Origin of the sequence: Acinetobacter stercoris, from assembly GCF_900323515.1 — a bacterium.
Taxonomy (GTDB): domain Bacteria; phylum Pseudomonadota; class Gammaproteobacteria; order Pseudomonadales; family Moraxellaceae; genus Acinetobacter; species Acinetobacter stercoris.
This window is the reverse complement of record NZ_OOGT01000278.1, coordinates 1-3880: the sequence shown is the minus strand read 5'-3', so window position 1 is coordinate 3880 and position 3880 is coordinate 1. Positions and strand designations below refer to the sequence as shown.

Genomic DNA, 3880 nt, shown 5'->3' with positions numbered 1-3880 from the left:
CTAAATGATTATAGGAAAAAATTAAAGTAATTTTGGAATATGATTTTATTTTTCAAATAAATAATTCTAAAAAATTAAAAATATTAATCCTTTTTACACTGGTTTTTACGTCTTACAACCACAAGTAGATGGATAACTATACTGATCACAATTGTTGTAATTACAGCGATAGTGATTGTTTTTGCATGGACATGCATATGGTGTAAAACGACATGAATATAATGACTAATTTTTACACCGAGGGCGACTATGACATATGCCCAGACAAACGAGGCAATGACATTTGCAACAATATAGACAGGAAGATTAAATCGCTTGATCCCGAAACTGGCAGGTAGAATAGTTCTAAACCCCCATAAAAAACGCATCAATAAAATTGTAAGAATGGGATATTTTTCAATAAATTTACTTCCCTTATGAAACTTTTCTTCAAGCTTTGGGCGTTTTTTTAGAATTTTATAGCCTTGATGATATCCAAGATAGTAATAAAACATATCGCCAATAAAGCTACCACAAGATCCAATGAGAATGAGTGTCCAAAAATCCAGAATCTGGTGATGCACAGCATAAGAACCGAGCAATAAAATCGTTTCACCCTCAAAAAAGGTTCCGATCGCTACTGCTACATAACCATAATGTTCTAATAACTGTGCCCAATCAATCATCGTATTCTCTAATTTATATTCTGTTTCTGCTTAAAAGTAATATCAAATGAATACTTCGATACTATTTAAATGAGTTGGGTCGTTAGAACTTTTTTGCATCGTATAGAAAGCTCCTTAGATACAAATGAAAAATAAAAAAGAGGATATGAAAATTTTAAAGTGAAAGTTAAAAGGGTCTTTAGACTAAACTAAAAACCCTGATAAGACTAGGCTTGTTATTCAATATCATTAAAATCTTTGGGATTAAGAAAGTCATAAAAGAGAATCATAATCGTGATCCAGATTGGAATCATGATGACAGATTCTTTAAAACCTTGAGTCCACATAATATATAAAATAACTGCGATAAAAGCTAAAACAATAAAATTACTAAGAGGCGACCAGAGGGCAGGGTATTGACTTGTTCTAGATCTAAGTTTTTGAAAACGTCTAAATTTGAGGTGAGTCAAACTGATCATTGCCCAGTTTAAAACCAAAGCACCGACAACGACATAGATTAAGTGACTCAGTGCATCTTCTGGAACAAAATAATTTAATAAAACGCAGCCAAAAATTAATAATGCCGAAAATAGTACTGCTGGAATAGGCACCCCTTGTTTATTAACTTTTGTGAATACTTTCGGCGCATTCCCTTGTTGTGCCAGACCGTACAACATGCGGCTGTTGGCATACATGCCACTGTTATAAACAGAAAGTGCAGCAGTTAAGATAATAAAGTTTAGCAGGTTTGCCGCCCAACCGATCCCAAGTTGACTAAAAATCATGACAAATGGGCTTTTGTCGAGACCGCCAAGCTGTAATTGGTCCCATGGCACTAATGAAAGTAAAATTGCTAGAGAACCGACATAGAAAACCAGGATTCTGAAAACAACCTGATTAATTGCTTTTGGAATCGTTTTTACAGGATCCTGAGCTTCAGCAGCAGCCATACCAATCAGTTCAATTCCACCAAATGCGAACATTAAAAATGCCAGCATATAGAATAAACCTTCAAAGCCATGTGGAAAGAAACCACCATGAGTCCACAGGTTGCTAAAGGATGCTGTAGAATCTGCTCCTGCTGTCAAAAGCAAATATAAACCGAACACGATCATTGAAATTACAGCTGTAACTTTAATGATGGCCAGCCAGAATTCGGATTCACCATAGAATTTGACATTACCCAAATTGATGCAGGTAATGACAATAAAAAAGAATAAGACAGATGCCCAAGCAGGAATATGCGGCCACCAGTAATTGATATACTTGGCAACGGCCGTAAGTTCGGTCATTGCAACGAGTACATATAAAATCCAGTAATTCCAGCCAGCCAGGAAGCCAGGGAATTTCCCCCAGTATTTATTGGCAAAATGGCTAAATGAACCAGCAACTGGTTCCTCAACAATCATTTCACCAAGTTGACGCATGATTAAAAATGCGATTAATCCGCCAATAGCATATCCGAGAATAATCGAAGGGCCAGCAGATTGAATGACCTGCGCTGAACCTAAAAATAGTCCAGTACCAATTGCACCGCCCATTGCGATGAGTTGGATATGACGGTTTTTGAGTCCGCGCTGAAGTTTAGTTGACTCGTTGCTCAATGTTTTTCAGCTCATAATAGAATAGCGGCATTGTAATTGATTGGTTACATTTAGCCTAGTATGCAAGCAATATGTGCAAATAAGGCAGACCCTGTGTTTTTTATGTTTTATAAATAATTTTAATTAAAAACAATATATTATGATTTTTTATTTTTTTAAATATTTTTATGTTAGTCGACTAAAGCCAAAGCTTCGACGCATGCTTTTTATACTTAAGTCATCTGGTCAATGTTATTTGTTTTGTCCATGCTATGATGTGAAAAAGAGATATTTACTTATAAATTGGCATAATCAAAATTCAAGGCACAAAAGGAATAGCAGTCATATGAGCTTTGCACCACAAATTAGAATTCCAGCGACATACATGCGTGGCGGTACCAGTAAGGGCGTATTTTTTAAACTGGATGATTTACCTGAACGTGCTCAAGTAGAAGGTGAGGCGAGAGATAAATTATTACTACGTGTAATTGGAAGTCCTGATCCGTATGGGAAGCAAATTGATGGAATGGGTGGAGCAACATCGAGTACCAGTAAAACTGTTATTTTATCGAAAAGTACTCAACCAGAACATGATGTTGATTATCTTTTCGGGCAGGTTTCTATTGATAAAGCATTTGTCGACTGGAGTGGAAACTGTGGAAATTTAACAGCTGCTGTTGGATCTTTTGCAATATCAAATGGTCTGGTTAGTGCTGATAGAATTCCTGAAAACGGTGTATGTACGGTTCGGATCTGGCAAAAGAATATTTCTAAAACCATCATTGCACATGTTCCAATAACCAATGGTCAGGTGCAGGAAACAGGTGCTTTTGAGCTGGATGGTGTGACATTCCCTGCCGCAGAAGTTCAAATTGAATTCCTTGATCCTGCCGATGATGGAGAAGATGGTGGAGCAATGTTCCCTACTGGACAAGTCGTTGACCAATTCGATGTACCAGATATTGGCTCCTTTCAGGCAACTTTTATTAATGCAGGTATTCCTACAATTTTCTTAAATGCAGAAGATATTGGTTATACAGGTACTGAGCTTCAGGATGCGATTAATTCGGATGCAGAAGTATTAAAGCGTTTTGAAAAAATTAGGGCTTATGGTGCTGTAAAAATGGGACTGATTCAGGATATTGCTGAAGCAGCAAATCGTCAACACACACCCAAAATAGCTTTTGTAGCCAAACCAAAGACATATATTGCTTCAAGTGGTAAGACAGTTTCTGATACTGATATTGATTTGTCAGTACGTGCCCTTTCTATGGGGAAATTACATCATGCCATGATGGGAACTGCGGCTGTTGCAATTGGTACTGCTGCTGCTATCCCTGGTACATTGGTAAATTTGGCTGCTGGAGGTGGTGAAAAAAATGCCGTTCGTTTTGGACATCCATCAGGAACATTAAGAGTTGGTGCAGAGGCTAATTTAGAAAATGGCCAATGGGTTGTTAAAAAAGCAATTATGAGTAGAAGTGCCCGAATTTTGATGGAAGGCTGGGTAAGAATCCCGGAAGATAGTTTCTAAAGTGCTTAAGCCTCTAACCTTTAGAGGCTTTTTTATTAAATATGAGAAATAAATGATAAAGTATAAACTTAATAATGATTTAATTTAAATTTGTGTGATTAGATTAAAATATATTATAA

General features: G+C 36.6%; 3 protein-coding genes. 1 reads left to right on the top strand and 2 read right to left on the bottom strand.

Annotation, left to right across the window (positions count from 1 at the left end):
* Positions 1 to 83: 83 nt before the first annotated feature.
* A complete protein-coding gene (locus KPC_RS18385; RefSeq protein ID WP_121975779.1) occupies positions 84 to 665 on the bottom strand; it encodes a DedA family protein in 582 nt (193 codons plus the stop codon).
* Between the two features lie 215 nt (positions 666 to 880).
* Positions 881 to 2248, bottom strand: coding sequence for an amino acid permease (locus tag KPC_RS18380; protein WP_121975778.1), 1368 nt, complete (start codon positions 2246 to 2248; stop codon positions 881 to 883).
* 325 nt (positions 2249 to 2573) lie between these two features.
* Here KPC_RS18380 and prpF point away from each other — a divergent pair, with 325 nt between their 5' ends.
* Positions 2574 to 3761 carry a 2-methylaconitate cis-trans isomerase PrpF gene (prpF, locus tag KPC_RS18375; RefSeq protein ID WP_121975777.1) on the top strand — a complete coding sequence of 396 codons (1188 nt, stop codon included), beginning with the start codon at positions 2574 to 2576 and terminating at the stop codon, positions 3759 to 3761.
* The last annotated feature ends 119 nt before the right edge of the window (positions 3762 to 3880 follow it).

Bases quoted from the DNA above. Each gene is read 5' to 3' on its own strand.
- prpF (WP_121975777.1), top strand. From the start codon at position 2,574: ATGAGCTTTGCACCACAAATTAGAATTCCAGCGACATACATGCGTGGC.
- KPC_RS18385 (WP_121975779.1), bottom strand. From the start codon at position 665: ATGATTGATTGGGCACAGTTATTAGAACATTATGGTTATGTAGCAGTA.